Annotated in this window: 15 protein-coding genes, 2 tRNA genes and 1 rRNA gene; 1 reads left to right on the top strand and 17 read right to left on the bottom strand. The window is 38.4% G+C overall.

The window, feature by feature from the left end; translation table 11 throughout:
• Positions 1-41: 41 nt before the first annotated feature.
• The 14 genes from J1C77_RS00090 to ychF all read right to left on the bottom strand — a co-directional run bounded on the left by J1C77_RS00090 (position 42) and on the right by ychF (position 14,003).
• A 16S ribosomal RNA gene (locus J1C77_RS00090) occupies positions 42-1,589 on the bottom strand.
• Positions 1,590-1,854: 265 nt separating this feature from the next.
• The gene (locus tag J1C77_RS00085; protein ID WP_002894314.1) at positions 1,855-2,340 is read right to left on the bottom strand and encodes a sigma-70 family RNA polymerase sigma factor; all 486 of its coding nucleotides are present in this window, start codon (positions 2,338-2,340) and stop codon (positions 1,855-1,857) included.
• Between the two features lie 210 nt (positions 2,341-2,550).
• Positions 2,551-2,624, bottom strand: a tRNA-Asn gene (locus tag J1C77_RS00080).
• A 5-nt stretch (positions 2,625-2,629) separates the two neighbouring features.
• A tRNA-Glu gene (locus J1C77_RS00075) sits at positions 2,630-2,701 on the bottom strand.
• A 104-nt stretch (positions 2,702-2,805) separates the two neighbouring features.
• Positions 2,806-4,785, bottom strand: a complete 1,980-nt coding sequence (gene ftsH / locus J1C77_RS00070; protein ID WP_002894312.1) for an ATP-dependent zinc metalloprotease FtsH — start codon at positions 4,783-4,785, stop codon at positions 2,806-2,808.
• A gap of 17 nt (positions 4,786-4,802) precedes the next feature.
• On the bottom strand, positions 4,803-5,345 hold the full coding sequence (hpt, locus tag J1C77_RS00065) for a hypoxanthine phosphoribosyltransferase (RefSeq protein WP_042763234.1): 543 nt from the start codon (positions 5,343-5,345) through the stop codon (positions 4,803-4,805).
• Positions 5,346-5,349: 4 nt separating this feature from the next.
• Complete coding sequence (tilS, locus tag J1C77_RS00060) at positions 5,350-6,627, bottom strand: tRNA lysidine(34) synthetase TilS (protein ID WP_002922808.1); 1,278 nt, start codon at positions 6,625-6,627, stop codon at positions 5,350-5,352.
• Positions 6,624-7,907 (bottom strand): serine hydrolase, encoded by a 1,284-nt coding sequence (locus J1C77_RS00055; RefSeq protein ID WP_002922809.1) that lies wholly within the window; start codon positions 7,905-7,907, stop codon positions 6,624-6,626. Before J1C77_RS00055 ends, tilS begins: the two co-directional genes overlap by 4 nt.
• Entirely contained in the window at positions 7,900-8,028 is a 129-nt protein-coding gene (locus J1C77_RS00050; protein ID WP_002922810.1) for an SP_0009 family protein, read from the bottom strand. Before J1C77_RS00050 ends, J1C77_RS00055 begins: the two co-directional genes overlap by 8 nt.
• A gap of 2 nt (positions 8,029-8,030) precedes the next feature.
• Complete coding sequence (locus J1C77_RS00045) at positions 8,031-8,399, bottom strand: septum formation initiator family protein (RefSeq protein WP_002894303.1); 369 nt, start codon at positions 8,397-8,399, stop codon at positions 8,031-8,033.
• Complete coding sequence (locus tag J1C77_RS00040; RefSeq protein WP_002894302.1) at positions 8,392-8,658, bottom strand: RNA-binding S4 domain-containing protein; 267 nt, start codon at positions 8,656-8,658, stop codon at positions 8,392-8,394. The genes J1C77_RS00045 and J1C77_RS00040 overlap by 8 nt, the downstream gene beginning before the upstream one ends.
• 90 nt (positions 8,659-8,748) lie before the next feature.
• Positions 8,749-12,252 carry a transcription-repair coupling factor gene (gene mfd, locus J1C77_RS00035; protein WP_002922813.1) on the bottom strand — a complete coding sequence of 1,168 codons (3,504 nt, stop codon included), beginning with the start codon at positions 12,250-12,252 and terminating at the stop codon, positions 8,749-8,751.
• Positions 12,245-12,814 (bottom strand): aminoacyl-tRNA hydrolase, encoded by a 570-nt coding sequence (gene pth / locus J1C77_RS00030; protein ID WP_002922815.1) that lies wholly within the window; start codon positions 12,812-12,814, stop codon positions 12,245-12,247. Before pth ends, mfd begins: the two co-directional genes overlap by 8 nt.
• A 73-nt stretch (positions 12,815-12,887) precedes the next feature.
• Positions 12,888-14,003 carry a redox-regulated ATPase YchF gene (gene ychF / locus J1C77_RS00025; RefSeq protein ID WP_002922816.1) on the bottom strand — a complete coding sequence of 372 codons (1,116 nt, stop codon included), beginning with the start codon at positions 14,001-14,003 and terminating at the stop codon, positions 12,888-12,890.
• Between the two features lie 166 nt (positions 14,004-14,169).
• Here ychF and J1C77_RS00020 point away from each other — a divergent pair, with 166 nt between their 5' ends.
• Positions 14,170-14,661 (top strand): DUF1307 domain-containing protein, encoded by a 492-nt coding sequence (locus tag J1C77_RS00020; protein ID WP_002922817.1) that lies wholly within the window; start codon positions 14,170-14,172, stop codon positions 14,659-14,661.
• A gap of 125 nt (positions 14,662-14,786) precedes the next feature.
• Here J1C77_RS00020 and J1C77_RS00015 read toward each other — a convergent pair whose 3' ends face one another.
• From J1C77_RS00015 to dnaA, 3 genes are all read right to left on the bottom strand, one after another.
• Positions 14,787-14,981, bottom strand: a complete 195-nt coding sequence (locus tag J1C77_RS00015) for a DUF951 domain-containing protein (RefSeq protein ID WP_002894296.1) — start codon at positions 14,979-14,981, stop codon at positions 14,787-14,789.
• Between the two features lie 127 nt (positions 14,982-15,108).
• Complete coding sequence (gene dnaN / locus J1C77_RS00010; protein ID WP_002922820.1) at positions 15,109-16,245, bottom strand: DNA polymerase III subunit beta; 1,137 nt, start codon at positions 16,243-16,245, stop codon at positions 15,109-15,111.
• A 158-nt stretch (positions 16,246-16,403) separates the two neighbouring features.
• Positions 16,404-17,756: a chromosomal replication initiator protein DnaA gene (gene dnaA, locus J1C77_RS00005; RefSeq protein ID WP_002922822.1), complete on the bottom strand. Its 1,353-nt coding sequence runs from the start codon at positions 17,754-17,756 to the stop codon at positions 16,404-16,406.

Raw genomic sequence — 17,756 nt, 5'->3', positions numbered from 1 at the left:
AAGACTCAAGTGCATTCCGTGTGTCCTTACGGACTCCTTAGAAAGGAGGTGATCCAGCCGCACCTTCCGATACGGCTACCTTGTTACGACTTCACCCCAATCATCTATCCCACCTTAGGCGGCTGGCTCCTTACGGTTACCTCACCGACTTCGGGTGTTACAAACTCTCGTGGTGTGACGGGCGGTGTGTACAAGGCCCGGGAACGTATTCACCGCGGCGTGCTGATCCGCGATTACTAGCGATTCCGACTTCATGTAGGCGAGTTGCAGCCTACAATCCGAACTGAGACTGGCTTTCAGAGATTAGCTTGCCGTCACCGGCTTGCGACTCGTTGTACCAGCCATTGTAGCACGTGTGTAGCCCAGGTCATAAGGGGCATGATGATTTGACGTCATCCCCACCTTCCTCCGGTTTATTACCGGCAGTCTCGCTAGAGTGCCCAACTGAATGATGGCAACTAACAATAGGGGTTGCGCTCGTTGCGGGACTTAACCCAACATCTCACGACACGAGCTGACGACAACCATGCACCACCTGTCACCTCTGTCCCGAAGGAAAACTCTATCTCTAGAGCGGTCAGAGGGATGTCAAGACCTGGTAAGGTTCTTCGCGTTGCTTCGAATTAAACCACATGCTCCACCGCTTGTGCGGGCCCCCGTCAATTCCTTTGAGTTTCAACCTTGCGGTCGTACTCCCCAGGCGGAGTGCTTAATGCGTTAGCTGCGGCACTAAGCCCCGGAAAGGGCCTAACACCTAGCACTCATCGTTTACGGCGTGGACTACCAGGGTATCTAATCCTGTTTGCTCCCCACGCTTTCGAGCCTCAGCGTCAGTTACAGACCAGAGAGCCGCTTTCGCCACCGGTGTTCCTCCATATATCTACGCATTTCACCGCTACACATGGAATTCCACTCTCCCCTTCTGCACTCAAGTTAAACAGTTTCCAAAGCATACTATGGTTAAGCCACAGCCTTTAACTTCAGACTTATCTAACCGCCTGCGCTCGCTTTACGCCCAATAAATCCGGACAACGCTCGGGACCTACGTATTACCGCGGCTGCTGGCACGTAGTTAGCCGTCCCTTTCTGGTAAGATACCGTCACAGTGTGAACTTTCCACTCTCACACCCGTTCTTCTCTTACAACAGAGCTTTACGATCCGAAAACCTTCTTCACTCACGCGGCGTTGCTCGGTCAGGGTTCCCCCCATTGCCGAAGATTCCCTACTGCTGCCTCCCGTAGGAGTCTGGGCCGTGTCTCAGTCCCAGTGTGGCCGATCACCCTCTCAGGTCGGCTATGTATCGTCGCCTTGGTGAGCCGTTACCTCACCAACTAGCTAATACAACGCAGGTCCATCTGGTAGTGATGCAATTGCATCTTTCAATTAATTATCATGCAATAATCAATTTCATGCGGTATTAGCTATCGTTTCCAATAGTTATCCCCCGCTACCAGGCAGGTTACCTACGCGTTACTCACCCGTTCGCAACTCATCCAAGAAGAGCAAGCTCCTCTCTTCAGCGTTCTACTTGCATGTATTAGGCACGCCGCCAGCGTTCGTCCTGAGCCAGGATCAAACTCTCATTAAAAAGTTTGAGTTCGCACTCATTACTGTCCACTGACAGATTTATTTTCGTTTTTTGACAGGTTACATATCTCTATGTCACCCTGCACTTGGTTCGTCTTGTTCAGTTTTCAAAGGGCTTTGTCTTTCGCGACAACTATATTAGTATATCACCTATACCTACTACCTGTCAATACCTTTTTCCAATTTTTTTGTTTTTTTCTTGATAAAAAAACTTGATAGTCGAACCCATTCTATTAAAACAGATAGCGACTCATCAAGCTTGATTATTATAAAATCGTATTATCTTGAAAATCTTTTAAGTGATTTTTTAAATCTTTAAGCATGGCTCTTCTTCCTTTAAAGCGCTCGTTGCTCATCAACCTCTGATAATTATCCAATCCAACATCATCAAGAGTTCTTTTATAATTGTCAATCGCTTCTCTGAAGGCAACTAACTCATCTAGAAACAACTCTTTTGACTTCAAACGATGACCAATCTCACTCACTTCTTCATAAGGCTGGCGGTCCAATTTGCGCTTTTGGCTTTCTTGTTTACGAATTTTATCATGTATATGATTCCTGAATTTTGTTTTGAAATAACGATAGAGTTTTTCCTCATCATTTTCAATTCCTTTTTCTTTAAGCAGAAGTTCGTATAAAACCAACATTCCTTCTTGCTCCCAATCACTATGTTCCCACAAATGAATATAATAGTCTTTCTTACACTTCCAAACTATCCATTTCACCTTCTCATAAGTAGTTCTAAAATCCATAGTTCCTCCTTAAAATTTACTTGACTTAATTCTACTGTAAATAGAAAGCAAGGTGGGCTCTTTCTTCTAAAAAGCATATTTTAGGAGCTCTTCTGACTCGAATAACTATTTTTAAGTCATTTCAGGAACATATTTAGTCATTTGGGAGGATTGAGCGAAGTATGAAAGCAAAAAAATCAAATGCTAACACATTTGATTTTTTAAACCTAGCTCCGCCAGTAGGACTCGAACCTACGACATCATGATTAACAGTCATGCGCTACTACCAACTGAGCTATGGCGGATTATATAGTCCGTACGGGATTCGAACCCGTGTTACCGCCGTGAAAAGGCGGTGTCTTAACCCCTTGACCAACGGACCATTTTTGTCCCTCTGCAGAACATATTCCATTATATCAGCTTTTCTTCCTTTGTCAATAACTATTTCAGAAAAAGAGAAAAAAGTTGGAATTTCTCCAACTTCTTCTACTCGGAACTTTTTTCTTCCATTTTCGTTTTAATTTCATCATAAGAAAGCGCATGAGCTTCTTTGTCTAATTCAAGTTCAGACTCTTCTGGCATTTTGCCAGTTTCATACAATGATTTAATCTGATTGCTATCCAAAGTTTCATATTTAAGAAGCGCTTCAGCAATCAATTTATGGGTTTCGCGATGGGACTGAATAATCTCTGCAGCTTTGTTACGTGCTTCATTAAGAAGTTCTCTTACTTCTTCGTCAATCTCATATGCTGTCTGTTCTGAAATTGATTTTTGAGGACTGGCTGCACCAAACATAGCATGATTGCCTTCGTATTGAACCGGACCAAGTTTTTCGCTCATTCCATATTCTGTTACCATACTGCGGGCCATCTGAGTTGCCTGTTCAAAGTCATTAGAAGCACCTGTTGTCTGCACATTAAAGATAATCTCTTCAGCCACACGGCCACCCATAAGACCAGCTAATTGTTCTTTCATATCTTCTTTAGATAGAAGCATTTGGTCTTCCTTAGGCAGGGCAATCATATATCCGCCAGCGCGTCCACGAGGTACGATAGTTACCTTATGTACGACACGCGCATTTGACAATACCAAACCAACAATAGTATGTCCAGCTTCATGATAAGCAACCATTTGACGATCACGTTCAGACACCATCTTATCTTTCTTAGAAGGTCCTGCGATTACCCGATCTTCTGCTTCATCAATATCATCTGCATCAATGACTTTCTTGTTACGACGAGCAGCAACCAAAGCAGCTTCATTCAAGACATTTTCCAAATCAGCACCAACAAAACCTGGTGTCTGCTGAGCAACTAGTTTCAAATCAACATTTTTAGCCAGCGGCTTATTCTTAGCATGAACACGAAGAATAGCTTCCCGACCTTTAACGTCAGGACGACCGACTAATACTTTTCTGTCAAAACGGCCAGCACGCAGCAAGGCTGGATCCAATACATCCGAACGGTTAGTAGCCGCAATGATAATGATTCCTTCATTGCCTTCGAAACCATCCATTTCAATCAAGAGCTGATTGAGGGTTTGCTCCCGCTCATCGTTACCACCGCCAAGGCCAACACCACGCTGACGACCGACTGCATCGATTTCATCGATGAAGATAATAGCAGGGGCTGCTTTTTTCGCATCTTCAAACAAAGAACGAACCCGGCTTGCTCCGACCCCAACAAACATTTCGACAAAATCAGAACCTGAGATACTGAAGAAAGGAACTCCAGCTTCCCCAGCAACTGCCTTAGCAAGCAAGGTTTTACCAGTTCCTGGAGGGCCTTCCAGAAGGACACCGGCAGGAATACGAGCACCTAGTTTGGTGTAACGTTTCCGATCTTTCAAAAACTCAACAACTTCTACAAGTTCTTGTTTTTCTTCTTCGGCACCAGCTACATCCGAGAAACGAACTTTAATATCTTCTTTGTTAGCAGCACGCGCTTTATTGCGCCCGAAATTCATGGCACCGCGGGCACCGCCGCCACCACCTTGATTCATCATGGACATAAAGAAGAAAATGACAATCACAAAAGGAACGATGGAAGTGAGGATTGTAATCCACATTCCGCTTGAACTTTCACGCTTTATGCTGATTTCAGTGTTATGCTCAGAGGCTAATTTTTGTAAATCAGAAATTGTAATATCTGACGGTAAAATAATACTTGTGAATTTCTCTACTTTAGAAATGTTTGGAGTAAAAAATAAAATCCCTGTATCTTCTTTTGATTCCTGAGGTGTTTTGTAAGTACCTGAAATCTCTACGACACTACCATTGGGCTGGTAGCTCATCTCTGTGACATTATTTTCCTTAATTTCCTTCACTAATTCTGTGTAATTGATTTGCTGACTGCGACCGCCAGTATCTCCTGAGAAGAAATACTGAAACCCTGTCACTAGGACAACAATAATCAGAATATAGAGAAATGGATTTTTTATAAAACCATTGTTTTGCTTATTTTTCATCTATTAATAGTAAACCTTTATTTTGTATAAACTTCTTCTTTCAAAATACCAATATATGGAATATTACGATAGTTCTCATTGTAATCTAATCCATATCCAACAACAAATTCATTTGGAATTGTGAAACATGTATAATCTGCATCAATCTCAACAACACGACCTTCTGGCTTATCCAAAAGTGTAGCAATTTTTACTGATGCAGCATTTCTTTCCTTAAACAAATTGCACAGATTTTTCAAAGTCTGACCAGTATCAATAATATCCTCAACAAAAAGGATATCACGTCCTGTAATGTCTTGATCAATGTCCTTAATAACATTAATAACACCTGAGCTAGCAGTACCACCATGGTAGCTGGAGACCAACATAAAATCAAGCTCAATATGTGTATCAATATGCTTGATTAACTCAGCCATAAAAGGCACGGAACCTTTTAAAATTCCAACAAAAATTGGATTTTTACCTTGGTATTCTTTGGTTAATTGCTGACCAAGCTTTTTTGCAGCATCCACGATTTCATCATGGGAAATCAATATTTTTTTGATATCTTGTTCTAGCATAATTTTACCCATCTATTTTCTGAATATAAAGTACAGTACTCATTATATCACTTTTTAATGCCTTACTCAAATCACTGATAGCAATATTTAAGATCGCTAAAATTTGATGATTTTGTTCAACTACTACAGATGAATTCCGTTCTTCAAAGGAAACCTTCTTATCAATAAAAAGACGACGAAGCTTTTTGTGATGACCATTCAGCAAAATACTGTCTCCTTCTTTTCGGAAACGGAGTGTCAGCGAAGTTTCACGCGAAACAAAAATTTTCTGGATATTTTCACCGCTCAAAGGAATCCCGAATGAAAATCGATAATGCCCAAACTCAATCAGATTCTCAAATTCTAACAAAATTGAATCCATTTTTAAATCGGGCTTACGACTGATTTTTCTAATTTCAAAACGCTGGTAATCTTTAACAAGCTCATAGTCTTTTTTCAAAGTATGCTGATAATTGGCCTTAGTCCGCAGGATGTTTAAAACCTCCTCAAACTGCTGCTTGCTCAGATTCAGACCAGGAAAGTTTTCGAGATAGTTCTGCAATAGAAAACGTTGAACTTGAGGGATTTGCTGATGAAAAACTTGTACATTTTCTATATCTAAATCCCTGGTCAAGTGAGACAAAGCGGTCTGCCACTCTTCAATTTCCTTTCCTAGATACCGCAAAGAATCCTTAAATTGTGGGTTTTCTTTTTCTAGATTCGGCAGATAAAGATTACGAATTCGATTTCTGAGATAGTCATTTTGAAAATTACTGTTATCTTCAAAATGCTGAATATCTGGAAAATCTGACTTATGAAAAGTAAGCAAAGGACGAATCAGCTCCCCGCAAGCAAAAGACTGGACAGCTTTCATGCCGGACAGATGGCGAAGTCTAGCTCCACGCAGCAGCCGCATAAAAACAGTCTCAGCTTGGTCATCTGCGTGGTGGGCAGTTACCAGAGCTGTATAGTGCTCCTCCTGCATCACTTTCCCAAAAAAATCATAACGAAACTGCCGAGCAGCATTTTCTGAAAAATTACCAGAAAAACTTGATGTAAAAATCTTTACACCAAGCTGTTCCGCAATCTTTACTAATGCCTTTTCTTCTTGTTCTGACTCTGGCCGCTGTTTGTGATTGACATGAGCAATCGCAAGCTCGATAGCCAGTTCTTTTTGAGAATCAATCAACAGCTGTAGCAGTGTCATAGAATCCAGTCCACCTGATACAGCAACCAAAACTTTTTGATGGTCTTGGAAATACTTTTTCTCCTGCATTTTTTTAAGAAATTCTTGCTTAATCATTTCAGAACTCCATAGACATCGTCTGCTATCTGAGAAATATTATCGTAGTTTGAATTATTAGTAAAAATGACAATAATAAAAGGAGAATCTGCATAGACAATCGCAGCATCGTGCTTAAAATCATAGGCGTCGCCAATTTTATGAGCCACTTTAGCATCAATATTTTTAGAAATCCTCTGATTATCATAATTTGTCTGAGACAAGGCATCGATAATCATGCCATTTTGCTCATAGATAGCTGCCAAAACATTTCCAGCCATACGTGAAGAAGCCTGTCTTTCTTCCACATCCCATTTCTTTCCAGCTATTTTGTTAATCGTCTGCTGAAAATTTTTATCAGATTGATTGGTTGCATAATAGCCTAAGATATTGTGGGCGACGTTATCTGATTCTTTGGCCACTCGATTTATCAAATCCTGAACTGAATATTCCTTGTCATCAGCTGACTTAGCAATACTGCCACTTCCTTCTGGTTCATAAGCACCTGCAAAATCATTGACTGCTCCAATATACTTGAACTTCTGATCTAACGAAAGTTTTTTCTGATCCAGCTGTTCCTGCACATAGTAAAGATAAGGCAGTTTGGTCACACTGGCCGAATACATCTCTTGATCTTGATTTATGCCTGCTTCTTTGCCTGTGTCCAGCTGTTTTACATAGATAGAGTAGTCCACCTTGTTGTACTTACTGCTCAAAATTTCTTGAACTTTGTCCATTCGATTGTCAGTTTCATCCAGAAATTCCATAGAAACCCAGCCCTGTCCTTCAATCTGGGCATAAGTTCCTTTGACTGTCTGGACAATTTGAATAATGTTTACTTTTGTATATGGAGCTACCGTTGTATTGATTTTTTTAGCTCCGTTGATATTGGCTTTATCATAAAGAGTAAAGCCGGGTTTCAGCCACATTTCTTGATGGATATCTTCGATTAACTGGACAGTATCTTCGTAAATTGTATTTTTATCCGCTATCACAAACTGCCCATTTTTCAGCTTGAAAATCGGGACTCCTTCTTCATTTACATAAAATCCTGTTATCTGGATAGGCTGGTCTGGAATTAGCTTTCCAGCAATCTTACTCAGAGTAGAATCTGTAAATGTAGGAGTTTCTTCATAAACATTAGGATTTGTCGGGATGCTATCATAATAGCGTCCATACGCAGTGCTTGTAAAATGATATTTTTCTTCCTCGTCTAATACGAAATCTTTTTCGGTACTAATAACTGTGATACTGCTAAATAAAGCTGGCAGCAAAAATATCAGTAACAAAAACTTACGCATGTTTTCCCCTTTCCTCTTGATTTTCTTGAAGTTTCAAAGCTTGATTTTTTTCAGACAGTTCTTCTAGTTTTTCATCAGAAAATTCCAAGAACTGCTCAATTGTTTTTAGTAAATCTTCCATAACTACTGCGGTAATAAATCTGGGATAGTATAAATGTACTCACCCTCTTTTGAAAAAGAGTATTTAGCGCGTGCATACTTAGCAGCATAGCTGTCATCTTTTAACTTTGTTGCTATATCAGATTGATAGACCTTTTCTTCGCTGAGCGTCTGATATTTCTCCTTCAGTTTAGAATACTGTTCACGACGCTGCAGCAAGGTTTGATAACTCTGGTACAAATTATAGGTAGGTAAAATAAATAAGAGGATCACCAAAATCAGAACCCAGCCCATAAAACGGTTGCGTTTCCGCCGTTCCTGATCCACATATCTGCGGCGTTGATTTTCATCTTGAATAAAACGATTATTGAGTTGGACGATATTTTTAGGCATCTTCTTCTATCCTTGTTTCACTGACTATTTCGTACATTTTAGCTGCATCTTCTTTTTTGGTACTATCTTTCATCTCCAGAACCTTTACAGTCAAGAGTTTATTACCAAAGCGTACTTCAACCAAGTCATCCACTTTTAAATCTGTTGAGCTCTTAGCCAAGATACCGTTCACTTTTATCCGGCCCTTGTCAGCTACTTCTTTAGCCACTGGACGTCGCTTGATAATCCGTGACACTTTCAAATATTTATCTAATCTCATCCTATTACCTCATTTTCTCTTAATTTATTATTCTACCATTTTTTGAGAAAAATAGAGCTTAAAAAGCCAAACTTCACTGAATTGTAACCTTTATTCTGCCTTGCGGTGTTTAATTTCCAGCATCTTTTCTCCAAAATTAACTAGACCTTCTAAAATCTCATAATCTTTTTTGTTCCTCACATCAAAAATCACTTCAATTAAGCCATTTTTTTCACCAATTCGAGCTTTTAAATTCGTCATCGAAAGTGCTTCAAAATAATCCTGCGTTAGATAAAGTTGCTGCGAAATCTTCTCAAAATGAATAATTACTGCATTCTGCTGGCGTTCCACTGACTTTACAAAAGCCTGATCTAAATAGGACTTAGCAAGTCCAATCTCCAACAGATAGGCTACAACATCAGGATACTCCCCAAAACGATCAATCAATTCATCTTGTAGATTTTCATAGTTTACACGGCTGTCAATCTCACGAATTCTTTTATAAATTTCAATCTTCTGTCTTTCATCAGAAATATAGTCACTAGGCAGATAGGCATCAATCTGCAGATTAAGTTCTGCATTGCTTTTTTGACGCTTATTCTCTCTACCCTGCTTTTTAGCAATAGCTTCTTCTAGAAGCTGTGAGTACATCTCAAAACCAACAGAATCAATAAAGCCAGATTGCATACTTCCTAGGATATTGCCAGCACCCCGAATAGACAAATCTCGCATGGCAATCTTAAATCCAGAACCTAACTCTGTAAATCCCTTAATAGCCTCTAGACGCTTTTCAGAAACTTCTGTTAAGATCTTATCTGGTCTGTACATCAGATAAGCGTAGGCAATCCGATTACTGCGTCCAACCCGTCCACGAAGTTGATACAAGGTTGACAGCCCCATGTGGTCAGCATTTTCTACAAACAAAGTATTGGCATTTGGGATATCAACTCCAGTTTCAATAATGGTTGTGGTCACCAAAATATCGTATTCTCCATTGATGAAATCCAGTAAAGTATTTTCTAAACGAATCTCACTCATTTGACCATGAACATAGCCTATAGAAACTTCTGGGATTAACTCTCTTAATTCCGAAACTTTCTGTTCAATTGTGTCAACCTTGTTGTAAAGATAATAAACCTGTCCACCTCGGTCTATTTCACGTAAGACAGCTTCTCGAATCACTGTAGGATTGCTTTCTAAAACATAGGTCTGAACAGGATAACGATTGGTAGGTGGGGTCTCAATGACTGACAAATCGCGAATCCCCAGCATAGACATATGAAGAGTTCGAGGAATAGGAGTTGCTGTCAAGGTCAGGACATCAACTTTCTTTTTCAATTCTTTTAATGTTTCCTTATGTTTAACTCCAAAACGCTGCTCTTCATCAATGATAATTAAACCTAAATCTGCAAATTCTACATCTTTGGATAATAGTCGGTGGGTTCCAATGATAATGTCAACCTGTCCCTTCTGCAGCTTATCCAAAGTCTGTTTTTGTTCTGCCTTACTCCTGAAACGGCTGAGTACCTCGACATTGACCGCAAAATCATTAAAGCGTTCTTTAAAGTTAGTATAGTGCTGCTGGGCTAAAACCGTTGTTGGCACTAATACAGCTACTTGTTTATGATTGTTGACAGCTTTAAAAGCAGCCCGCATAGCTACTTCTGTTTTCCCAAAGCCGACATCACCAACTAAGAGGCGGTCCATCGGACGACTGCTTTCCATATCCTTCTTCACTTCTTGAATACTTCTTAGCTGGTCCTCTGTTTCAACATAAGGAAAATCATTATCAAATTCCTCTTGATTGGAATCATCAGCTGAGAAAGCAAAACCTTTTAGCTGGCTGCGTTCAGCATATAGTTTAATCAAATCATCCGCAATATCCTGAACCTGATGCTGAACTTTTTGCTTACTCTTCTGGAAACGACCGTCATTTAGCTTATTTACCTTAGGTGTTTTTCCATCGCTGGCAACATACTTTGATAGGAGATCAATCTGGTCAACTGGAATCGAAATACGATCAGAATTTTGATATTGAATTGTCAGATAATCACGGTGGACACCAGAGATTTCAATCGTTTCTATTCCCAGATAACGTCCTATCCCATGAATATTATGGACAACATAGTCCCCTTTTTCTAGCTCATTATAATCTTTCAGTCGTTCAGCATTTGAGATATTCTGACGCCGGATTTTTCGTTTTATTTTCTTATGAATAATTTCGTACTCTGTAATAAGAACAATTTTCTCATCTACGAAATTAAAACCCTGAACAAGATTTCCTTCAATAAGTTGAACTGCATTTTTTTGGATTTCAGCATCTTTTATATAGTCTAAATGAATATCATATTCCTGTAAATTTTTATGTAAACTTTGTAAACCTGCCGAAGAATTTGCTTGTAAAATTATTGTATAGCCAGATTTTTTATAACGATTAATCTCTTCCTTGAGCAAGGAAAACTGACTGAAAAATTCTTGCATTGGGTACTGATTGAATTGATACAAAGCATCAAATTTCAGATTTCCCAAACCTTTTTGAAAGCTTGAAAAGAAGGTTGCTGGTTTATATTGACGATAATCTTGGTACTTATCTGCAAAATATTTCTGACTTGATAAAGCTTTACAATTTTGTAAATTATCTGTCAACAAACTAGCTGTTTCCAGTTCAAATTGAGCATGTCGATCCACAATTTTTTGAAAATCATCAAAAAACACAGGACTATGAACAGGCAAGTAGTCTAAAATAGTCCATTCTTTCTGATAAAAATAAGAAAGGAATTTACGAATATCTGCATGATGGAACTCCTCTTTGGCACTGATTAGTATCTCTTCTAAGTAAGATTTCAAAGTAGGATCAACAGCTTTTTCTATAATTGCTTCCAGATTTTCTTGTCCTCGAGTATAATCTTTCTCAGAAAGCAGGATATCAGAAGCAGGTTTAATCAAAATACTTTCTATATTCTCAATTGAAGTTTGATTTTCTGGATTGAAAATCCGGATACCATCAATTTCATCACCAAAAAACTCCAGGCGATAAGGTGCCTCTGCTGATCGCTCAAAAATGTCTAAGATGTCTCCTCTTAGACTATATTCTCCCTGACTTAAAACTTGAGACACCTTCTTGTATCCTGATCTTGACAACATCTTTACAAGATTATTTAGGTCATATTCTTGTCCAACTGTCAAATTTATATTGGTATTTTTAAAATCAATAGAATCAGGCAAGAGTAATTTGCTGGCTGCAACATTAGTAACTAGAATTCCAGACTTTTGATGATCTATTAAAAAGTTCAGAGCATCTAATCTTGAAAATATTTTTTCCTGTGAGGCAAATACAAATTCTGCTATAGGAGTATCATCTGCTAAGAACGTATAGACCTTGTCTTCTCCCAACAAAGAAATCAAATCACTAGCCAAACGATCTGCTTCATTTTGACTAGAAGTCAGCACAAGGATTTTATCAGCTTCTTCTAATCCAGCCGCTATAGTGATTGCTTTTGTTGATGCAGACAGTCCCATTATCAACTGTCTGCTGCTTTTATGGAGATTTTTCTTCCAATCTGAAATTTGCTGGTTTTGACAAAATAAGTCAATCAGGTTCATTTTATTATCCATTGTATTTCTGCATTGTTTGTTCAAAATTGCCTGACTGTAAATAATAATTTACAGCATTGTCAACTTTATCAAGAGTATTCAAAATTGTTATATAAGCATCTTTATCAAATTTTCCTAGAACGTGTTGGACCACTGTCATGCCTTCTTTTGGACGGCCAATACCTATCTTTATCCGTTTAAACTCTTGACTTCCAATATGTTTGATAATAGATTTAATGCCGTTATGGCCGCCAGCTGAACCCTTGCTGCGCAAACGAATCTTACCAACTTCCATATCCAAATCATCATAGATGACCAATAAATCCTCTATATCTAAACCATAGTATGCCAGTAAAGCTTGAACAGCCTTTCCGCTCTCATTCATAAATGTAGTTGGTTTTACAAAATAGACTTTTTCACCATTTAGAAAAGTAGAGGCGATATCTGCTTGAAAGATTTTATCAGCTGTAAACTTCAAATCAAGATCTTTACAAATCTTGTCAACTAGCATAAAACCAACATTATGCTTGGTTTCGATATATTTTTCTCCTGGATTTCCCAGACCGACTATTAACTTTACCATTTTTCTCCTTTATAAAAGCCAAAAGGGCTGGAAAAAAATTTCCAACCTAGAATTTTTAGACTTTACAAATACTTTACACATTAAATCTAAATTCCATAATATCGCCATCTTGAACGATATATTCTTTTCCTTCTTCGCGCAAACGTCCAGCCTCTTTAACTGCTTTTTCGCTACCATAGTGCACTAGGTCATCATAAGACATAGTGACTGCTCGAATAAAGCCTTTTTCAAAGTCTGAGTGAATAATGCCAGCCGCTTGAGGAGATTTCATTCCACGCTTAAAGGTCCAAGCACGCACTTCCTTTTCACCAGCTGTAAAGTAGGTTCCAAGTCCCAACAGATGATAAGCTGCTCTGGTCAGTTTATCCACACCTGATTCTGTCAAGCCGATAGCTTCCAGGAATTCTGACTTATCTTCATCATCCAATTCAGAAATCTCTTCCTCTGCACGCGCTGAAATGACAACAACTTCAGCATTTTCTGTAGCTGCAAATTCACGAATCTGCTTCACATAGTCAATATTATCTGGATCATCCACCTCATCTTCACTGACATTGGCCACATAGAGAACTGGCTTAGTCGTTAAGAGAAAGAGCCCTTTGACAATTTTTTGCTCTTCTTCTGTGAATTCAATTGTACGAGCTGATAGACCATCTTCCAGGACAGGCTTAATTTTCTGTAAAACATTAAATTCTGCCACTGAATCCTTATCTTTTTGGGTACGAGCCATCTTCTCTACACGCGCATAACGTTTGTTAATACTTTCTAAGTCTGCTAAAATCAATTCTAGATTAATGGTCTCAATATCTGCCATTGGATCTACAAATTCAGACTCACGGCCCTGTTCCCGCATGACATTTTCATCATCAAAGGCACGCACTACATGGACGATAGCATCTACTTCGCGGATATTGGCTAAGAATTTATTCCCTAGTCCTTCTCCTTTTGAAGCACCTTTCACAATTCCAGCAATATCAGTAAATTCGAATGTTGTTGGAACTTTCTTCTGTGGTTTGATGAGTTCTGTTAATTTATCCAGACGATCATCCGGAACTTCTACCCGCCCGACATTTGGATCAATTGTCGCAAAAGGGTAATTAGCTGCTTCTGCACCTGCTTTTGTAATTGCATTAAATAAAGTTGACTTACCAACATTGGGTAAACCAACGATTCCTGCTGTCAAAGCCATTCTTATCTTCTCCATTCATCTTTTCAATCCAAACCATTATACCATAAATCCTTATCCTAAACAGCGGATTTAAGTTATTTTTTCTAGCTTTCTTTACAAAAATGTAAAATAAATTGAAGAAAAAAATGGTATAATATAGCTAATATTCTTATTAAAGGAGTCCCTAATGAAAAAGAATACTTTCAAAACACTTTTTCTTTCCTTCCTTGCGATTTCCGCTTTGTTTGTTTTAGCTGCCTGCAGCAGTCCTAAAAAAGCTTATTTCCAGCTGATTGACCAAAATACTAAGCAAGATAGCCGCATCACTGTTGAATACAAAGGTGATGAGCTTCTTATAAACGAAACAAACAACACCTTCTACTATAAACCAGTTGGCTTGACAAAAGACACTGCTAAAGAGCAGACAGAAGCCTATGCTAAATCTATTGAGGGTATCAAAGGATTAACTCATAAAATTGAGTACAAAGATGATTATTTAACTGAAAAACTGACAATCGATTTCAGCAAAGCTGATATTGAAGAACTACAAAGTAAACAGCTTCTTCAAACATCTGGTAATCAAAAAGCAGATTATATCAGTTACAAAGAAACTGCTAAATTACTCGAAAAAGCAGGTTATAAAGAAGTTAAAGACGGTAAATTTGAAGATCTTAAATAAAAGCAAAATGGATAGGACTTAAAAAGTCCTATCCATTTTTGATTGAAAAATCAGAAAAAAATCTAAATCTAATCTTCAGCAATGCAAATTAGTTTTCCACAATAGCATTTACGATGATTTTTAGTTCAATCAATTATTTTCTTCATTTTTCTTTCAAAATCGTGACGACTCATCATCACAAGATGTTCACAATTGGTGCAACGGATTTTGATATCTGCACCAACCCTTGTGATTTCCCAGCGATTCGCCTTTTTCCCAGTCGCTTTAATGGTGCAGGCATGTGGCTTTTTCATTTCTACAAAATGACCAATTTCATACATTTTCTTTCTCCTTTCAAGGAACTATCATAGTCCAGGAAGAAATATTAAGCATCTATCATACTTTGTAAATGAAAAGAGCTTAGGACCAAGAAGTAAAAATCTTTAACTTGGCCCACTGCTTTTCATATTAATTAGTTCTGACAGGTGTAATCAGCTGAATAAAGTTTTCTGTGTCTTCACTCGGTACTAAAGTGAAAGGACGAACGGATGAGATAAAACTAATCGTTACTTTTTCACTGTCAATAGCCTTCAAAGCATCGATCAGATAAGTTGGATTAAAGCTAATGGTCAAATCTTCGCCAGTTACACTTTCTGTATCAATTTCTTCGTTAACACGGCCGACCTCTGGTGAATTTACATGGGCACTGACAATACCGCCTGCAATCTCCAGTTTAACTGTTCCATTCTGTGTAGCATTAGACAAGAGACGAGCGCGTTCCATAGCTGCACGCAAATCAGAAGTATTAAAAGTAAGGACACTCGTAAATTCAGTTGGAATCAAACGATCTGTATCTGGATAATTTCCTTCCAAGAGGCGGGTGTAGAAGCTGATATTTTCGCTTCTGAAAAGAATTTGATTGTTAGCAAAGAAAATCTCTACCGTTTCAATTTCATCGGTAAAAACAGCCGTAAATTCCCGCAAAGAGCGACTTGGAATGACTACGTCAAAATTATCTCCGTTTTTCTCCAGAGTAATTTTCTTTTGACTCATTCTGTGGGAGTCTGTCGCAACTGTTTTCAAAGAACGGTTATCTGTCAAAACAAAGTGAACACCAGTCAAAATTGGACGGCTTTCCTGAACACTGGCTGCAAAGGCTGTTTCGTTAATGACATCCTTGAGAATTTTTGTTTCAAGGACCAAGGGATTGCTAGCAGAAATTTCCTGGATTCGTGGATACTGGTCAGCGTCTTTTCCTTTCAGGGTAATCTCTGATTTGCCGCTAGTCAAGACGATTTGTTTTTGTTCAATTTCTTTAAAATCCAAAATAATATCTGGCAGGCTAGAAACAACATTAATAAAGAAAGTCGCTTCTAATAAAATTGAACCTGTTGAGTTGACAAGCAAGCCTGCATTTTCATTTTGAGTAGAAATAAAGTTTTCAATCGACACTTGACCATTCGAGCCGATTAAGGTGATTCCTTCTTTGGTAACATCGATTTTTACAGTAGAAAGAATAGGAATTGCATTTTTATGGCTGATAGCCCTTTTAGTGGTATTTAAAGCTTGTAAGAAGAGATTTTTATTAATAGAAAAATGAATCATGGGATCTCCTTTTTATTTATTTATGATTATAAGATTAATAGTAATAGTAGTTTGTGTGAATTATGTGGAAAAATAGCTTTGTCCTTATTCTAACAAGTTTTGAGACTTGTTCACAAAGTGTGGATAAGTTTTGAAAAAAATCTGTAGTTTTCCACACGCTATTTAATTTTATTCTTGATGCTTTCAATTTCTAAACGCAAATTGTCGTCTGATTCAATCATAGTTTTGATTTTTCCATGTGCATGGATAACAGTCGTATGATCTTTCCCGCCAAATTCACGACCAATTTTAGGCAGACTGTTGTCAGTCAGTTCACGAGTCAGATACATAGCTACCTGTCTAGCTAAAACGATATTTTGTACTCGACGGCTGCCTTTCATCTCTTTGACACTAACACCATAGAATTTCCCAACTTCAGACTGAATCTTATCAATCGGGATAACTGTTACCTGGCTTGAATCCTGTTTGCGTGCTCGAATGGCTTCCGCAGCGATATCAATAGTAATTTCCTTCAGATGACGAACTCTAGCGATGAGACTGATGTCATTCAAAGCACCTTCCAAGTCGCGGACATTGGAGTCGAACTGTCCTGCAAGATATTCCAAGGTATCATTCGGGAAAATATAATCCAAATCTTCTATTTTGTTTCGCAGAATTGCAATTCGTGTTTCAAAATCTGGCGGTGTAATATTCTGAGTTAATCCCCATTTGAAACGTGTTACCAAGCGTTCTTCCAAATTGTCCAGATGATCAGGACTGCGGTCGCTGGTTAAAACAATCTGTTTATTTTCACCATGAAGAGCATTGAAAGTGTTGAAAAATTCTTCCTGAGTTGAAACCTTTTTTCCTCCCAAAGATTGAATATCATCAATTAGCAGAAGATCCAGACTACGATAGATTTTTTTAAAGCTATCCATCTCTCCCAATCTTAAATGTTCGAGGAAGTCGTTAATAAAGGTTTCAGCCGGTATATACTTGACACGCGCATCTGGAATATTTTCTAAAATCTGATTGCCAATAGCATTTAATAAATGAGTTTTGCCCAGGCCAGGTCCTCCGTAGATAAAAAGAGGATTATAGGTTGTGGCCAGATTCTCAGATACCGCTAAGGCAGCAGCTTTAGCCCAGATATTTCCGTCTCCCTGAACAAAATTATCAAAGGTATATTTTGACTTTAAGCCAGTATCAATAGGTGGCAAGCTTGGCTGAACAGTGCTGATTTGAGGACTGGTTACTACAGATTTCGGAGTTTCAGTGTTAGTTTCTTCTTCAAAAATATATTTTCCAGCAATCTGATCATTAAAAATCTCAAATCCTGCAGTAAGAATAACTCCTACTAAGTTTTGCTCCCAAAATAGTTGTTTCACCGGACTATCCAGGAAAATAATAGCTTGTTTTTCTTCAACTTTAACAAGCTTAGCCTCAGCAACAAAGAAATCATAAGTTGTCTGTTTTAGCTGAGCATGAGCCAATTCTAAAATACGATTCCAAAAGTCCTGTTCTTTGGTCAT

The organism is Streptococcus sanguinis (genome assembly GCF_050223295.1).
Taxonomy (GTDB): domain Bacteria; phylum Bacillota; class Bacilli; order Lactobacillales; family Streptococcaceae; genus Streptococcus; species Streptococcus sanguinis_X.
This window is presented reverse-complemented; position numbering and strand designations above follow the sequence as displayed.

Bases quoted from the DNA above. Each gene is read 5' to 3' on its own strand.
- J1C77_RS00085 (WP_002894314.1), bottom strand. From the start codon at position 2,340: ATGGATTTTAGAACTACTTATGAGAAGGTGAAATGGATAGTTTGGAAG.
- ftsH (WP_002894312.1), bottom strand. From the start codon at position 4,785: ATGAAAAATAAGCAAAACAATGGTTTTATAAAAAATCCATTTCTCTAT.
- hpt (WP_042763234.1), bottom strand. From the start codon at position 5,345: ATGCTAGAACAAGATATCAAAAAAATATTGATTTCCCATGATGAAATC.
- tilS (WP_002922808.1), bottom strand. From the start codon at position 6,627: ATGATTAAGCAAGAATTTCTTAAAAAAATGCAGGAGAAAAAGTATTTC.
- J1C77_RS00055 (WP_002922809.1), bottom strand. From the start codon at position 7,907: ATGCGTAAGTTTTTGTTACTGATATTTTTGCTGCCAGCTTTATTTAGC.
- J1C77_RS00050 (WP_002922810.1), bottom strand. From the start codon at position 8,028: ATGGAAGATTTACTAAAAACAATTGAGCAGTTCTTGGAATTTTCTGAT.
- J1C77_RS00045 (WP_002894303.1), bottom strand. From the start codon at position 8,399: ATGCCTAAAAATATCGTCCAACTCAATAATCGTTTTATTCAAGATGAA.
- J1C77_RS00040 (WP_002894302.1), bottom strand. From the start codon at position 8,658: ATGAGATTAGATAAATATTTGAAAGTGTCACGGATTATCAAGCGACGT.
- mfd (WP_002922813.1), bottom strand. From the start codon at position 12,252: ATGGATAATAAAATGAACCTGATTGACTTATTTTGTCAAAACCAGCAA.
- pth (WP_002922815.1), bottom strand. From the start codon at position 12,814: ATGGTAAAGTTAATAGTCGGTCTGGGAAATCCAGGAGAAAAATATATC.
- ychF (WP_002922816.1), bottom strand. From the start codon at position 14,003: ATGGCTTTGACAGCAGGAATCGTTGGTTTACCCAATGTTGGTAAGTCA.
- J1C77_RS00020 (WP_002922817.1), top strand. From the start codon at position 14,170: ATGAAAAAGAATACTTTCAAAACACTTTTTCTTTCCTTCCTTGCGATT.
- J1C77_RS00015 (WP_002894296.1), bottom strand. From the start codon at position 14,981: ATGTATGAAATTGGTCATTTTGTAGAAATGAAAAAGCCACATGCCTGC.
- dnaN (WP_002922820.1), bottom strand. From the start codon at position 16,245: ATGATTCATTTTTCTATTAATAAAAATCTCTTCTTACAAGCTTTAAAT.
- dnaA (WP_002922822.1), bottom strand. From the start codon at position 17,756: ATGACCAAAGAACAGGACTTTTGGAATCGTATTTTAGAATTGGCTCAT.